Annotated in this window: 3 protein-coding genes; all 3 read right to left on the reverse strand. The window is 75.5% G+C overall.

Going from position 1 to position 3,900, the window contains the following annotated elements; genetic code table 11:
* On the reverse strand, positions 1-1,396 hold a 1,396-nt coding region (locus RMT89_RS39755), incomplete at its 3' end, for an MFS transporter (protein ID WP_315888625.1).
* Positions 1,393-2,316 carry an ornithine carbamoyltransferase gene (locus RMT89_RS39760; RefSeq protein ID WP_315888626.1) on the reverse strand — a complete coding sequence of 308 codons (924 nt, stop codon included), beginning with the start codon at positions 2,314-2,316 and terminating at the stop codon, positions 1,393-1,395. The genes RMT89_RS39760 and RMT89_RS39755, both read right to left, overlap by 4 nt.
* Positions 2,317-2,353: 37 nt before the next feature.
* Positions 2,354-3,900, reverse strand: a 1,547-nt coding sequence (locus RMT89_RS39765) for a serine hydrolase domain-containing protein (RefSeq protein ID WP_315888627.1), incomplete at its 5' end; no start/stop codon positions are given.

Genomic DNA, 3,900 nt, shown 5'->3' on the forward strand with positions numbered 1-3,900 from the left:
CCCCGCCCGGGAGCTCCCGCCGCGAGCCAGGCCCCGGCACGGCCGGCCGAGCCTCGCCCCGGGACGCCACCGCACCGGCCCCGCCCGGGAGTTCCCGCCGCGAGCCAGGCCCCAGCACGGCCGGGCGGGCCTCGTCCCGGGACGTCGCCGCGTTGGCTCCGTTCGGGAGTTCTCTCCTCAAATCCGGTGCCAGCGTGGCCAGTACGGCCAGTACGGCCATCGCCGCCGCGATGGTCCGCACCGTCGGCTCCGCTCCCCACGCCGCCAGCAGCAGGCCGCCCGCGAAGGAGCCGAGGGCGTTGGTGCCGGAGCCGATGAGGGTGGCCGTCGCCGCGACCCGGCCCTGGAGGGCGTCCGGGGTCGTGCTGACCTGGTAGACGGCGGCGGAGACGTTGAACACGGCGCCGACGAAGCCGGTCCCGGCGTAGAGCAGGCCGAGCAGCACCGGCTCGGCGGTGAAGCCCATCGCGCCGATCAGCAGCGCCCAGGCGACCGCCCCGGCGATGAGCAGGGCGCGGCGGCTCGTCCGGCGCTCAAGGCGGCTGCCCGCCAGCGCCCCGACGAGGCCGCCGATCCCGCCGACGCCCATGACGATCGCGAGGGTCGACGGCGGCAGGCCCTCCTCCTTGACGCGCAGGATCAGGGCCAGGGCGAGCATCTGGAACAGCACGTTGGTGCCGGCGACATAGCCGAGGGCGGCCCGCAGGAACCGCTGCCGCCACAGCCAGCGCATGCCCTCGGCGACCTCGGCGGTCATCCGGCGCGGCGCGGCGGCGCCGGTCCGCTCCTGCTGGAAGTCCTTGCGGATCAGCAGCAGGGAGACGAAGGAGCAGGCGTAGGCGAGCGCGCCGAAGCCGAACGGCAGCCAGCGCGCCGCCGAGTACAGCAGCGCCCCGCCCGGCTGGCCGAGCAGCCCGGCCGCCCGGCCGCGCGCCTCGTTCTGCGCGAGCGCGGCGGGCAGGTGTGCGGGGTGCACGAGATTGCGGACGGCACCCCGCTCGGCGAGCTTGTAGAACACCGCGCACGCCGACTCCGCGAACGCCACCGCCGCCAGATGCGCCACCGACAGCCGGCCCGCCGCGAGCGCCAGGGCCACGCTGCCCACCGTGAGGATCCGGCCCGCCTCGCACCCAAGCATCAGCCGGCGCCGGTCGAAGCGGTCCACGACCGCTCCGGCCGGCAGCTGCACCAGCAGCAGCGGCACCAGGGCCGCCGTGGTGACGACCGACATCGCCAGCGGCGAGCCGGTGTGCCAGAGCACGATCAGCGGGTAGGCGACCGAGGTGACCCGGGTGGCCAGGAACGACAGGCTCGCTCCCGACCACAGCAGCAGGAACTCCCGGTTGCGGCGCAGCGGGGGCGGCGCTTCGACGGCCTCGGCGTCGAGGAGGGTCATGTCCTGCACCACTCCAGGACCGCCATCGCGCTGTGCATCTTGTTCTCCGCCTGCGCGAAGGCGATGGACTCGGGTCCGTCCAGCACCTCGGCGGTGACCTCCTCGCCGCGGTGGGCGGGCAGGTCGTGCATGAAGACCGCCTTGGGGCTCGCCTCCCACAGCGCCCGCGTCACCTGGAACGGCGCGAAGATCTCCCGCCAGTTCGCGTCCGGCTTGGCGGTGCCGGTGGTCTGCCAGCGGGTGGTGTAGACGACGTCAAGGTCCGCGGGCAGGCCGGCCATGTCGTGCCGCTCGGCGAACCGGGCCCCGCTGCGGGCGGCCTGCTCGGCGGCGCGGGCCGCGAAGGACGGCGCGAGTCCGTAGCCGGGCGGGGTGCGCAGCTCGAACTCGACGCCGGGGAAGCGGGTCAGGGCGAGGGCGAGGGCGGATGCGGTGTTGTTGCCCTCGCCGACGTAGAGGATCCTCAGCCCGTCGATCTGCCCGAACTGCCCCTGGAGCGTGGTCAGATCGGTCAGCGCCTGGGTGGGGTGCTCGTCCGCGCTCATGGCGTTGACCACCGCCATCCGGTCCTGGGCGGCCCAGGCCCGCATCTCGGCGGGGTCGCCCGCGGTACGGGCGACCAGCACGTCGAGCATCCGCGACATGACCCGGCCGGTGTCCTCGCTGGTCTCCCCCGTGTTGAGCTGGAGGTCACCGGGCCCGTACGCGATGATCTGCGCGCCGAGGCGGAGGGCGCCGCTGGAGAAGGCGGTGCGGGTGCGGGTGGAGGTCTTGCTGAAGTAGATGCCGACGACGTCCCCGGCGAGGGGGCCGGGGCGGCCGGCGGCGCGGGCCGAGAACGCGGCGCCGCGCGCGACGAGCGAGCGCAGGTCGGTGTCGTCGAGGTCGTCGATGGAGATCAGGTGCCGTACGGGTGCCACGGTGTCCTCCCGGAAGATGGCCTGCGGATCAGGGGCGTCATGCGCGGTCCTCGTCGGTGACGACCGGGGCCAGCACGGCGGGGATCCCGTCCGTGCCGCCCTCGCCGCGCCAGTCGGCGGCGAGCCGTCCGCTGCCGAACCGGGCGTCGTCCCGGCCGAGTTCGGCGGTGAGGTGTTTGACCACGGCCTTGCCGGAGTCGGCGTTGGTCAGGGCGACGAACCCGGTGCCCGCGTGCAGCCGGCTGATCGCCATGTTCCAGTAGCCGGAGGGTTCGCCCCCGTGGCCGAACTCCAGGTCGTCACCGCTGTCGTCGACGATCGTGCCGAGCCCGTAGAAGGTGCCGGACTCGCCCGCCAGCAGCTCCCGCGCGCTCGCCTGGGTGACGAGCGCGCCCGGTGCCCCGAGCAGGGCGTCGCCTACGGCGAGCGCCAGCCGGGCGATGTCGCCCGCGGTGGTCCACAGGCCGGCCGCCGCCAGGTGGGCGCGGTTGCGCCAGCCGCCCGTCAGCGGGGTGCCGTGGGCGTCGTGGCCGAGGGCCACCGGCAGCCCGGAGGTCTCCGGGAACCGCTGGTCGAAGCTGGTCTCGGCCAGGCCCAGCGGATCCAGGACCAGGCGCCGCACCAGCGGCTCGAAGCCCTCGCCGGTGATGTCCTCCATGGCCTGCTGGAGCACCCAGTAGTGCGTGCTGCTCTTGCGGAACGTCTGACCGGGGGGCAGTTCCCGGCGCACCCGCGGTGTGGTGACCGGCGGGCGGCCCTCCAACAGGTCGAGCAGGGTGGGCAGTTGCTCGCCCGGCTTGAAGCCGACGCTGCGGTGGCGGGCGAGTCCGGCCCGGTGGCCGAGCAGCTGGCGCACGGTGAGCGGTCCGGGGGCGGCCGGGTCGTCGGCGAGCCGCCAGGAGGTGAGGTAGCCGTTCACGTCCGCGTCCAGGTCGATCAGGCCCTGGTCCACCAGCCGCATGACGGCGACCGCGGTGACGTGCTTGCTGATCGAGCCGACCTGGAACAGCGTCCGCCCGGTCACCTCGGCGTCCCCGCCCGCGGCGAGCACGCCGTGGCCCTGTACGTCGGCCAGGGCGCCGTCGCGGAGCACGGCGAGGGCGACGCCGGGCACGTGGTGGTCGGCCATGACGGCGGTGAGTCCTTCGGCGAACTCCTGCTGGGCGTAGAAGGGGTGGGCTGCCGCGCCGGGAAGCGGGGCCCCCTGGGCGCGGGCTTCGTCCGGGACCCGGGCGTCCGGCGGGGCCGCACCGAGCAGCGCGGCGGCCCGGGCGAGCGCTCCGTCCGCGGCCTGGTCGCCGGCTCCGGCGGAGGCCTGCCGCAGCAGGGCGGCGAGAAGCTCGGCCGGGACCTGAACGGTGCCGTCGGCGCCGACCGCCCGCGGCGCGCTCGGCCCTGCCTGCCGGGCCTCCTGGGCCGCCTCCGCCGTCCGGCCCGCCGCGGCCCGCTGGGTCTTCGGGGCCTTGGCCTTCCCGGCCTCCGCCGTCCGGCCCACCGCGGCCCGCTCGGTCTTCGGGGCCTTGGCCTTCCCGGCCTCCGCCGTCCGGCCCACCGCGGCCCGCTCGGTCTTCGGGGCCTTGGCCT

Origin of the sequence: Streptomyces sp. P17, assembly GCF_032436805.1 — a bacterium.
GTDB lineage: Bacteria > Actinomycetota > Actinomycetes > Streptomycetales > Streptomycetaceae > Streptomyces.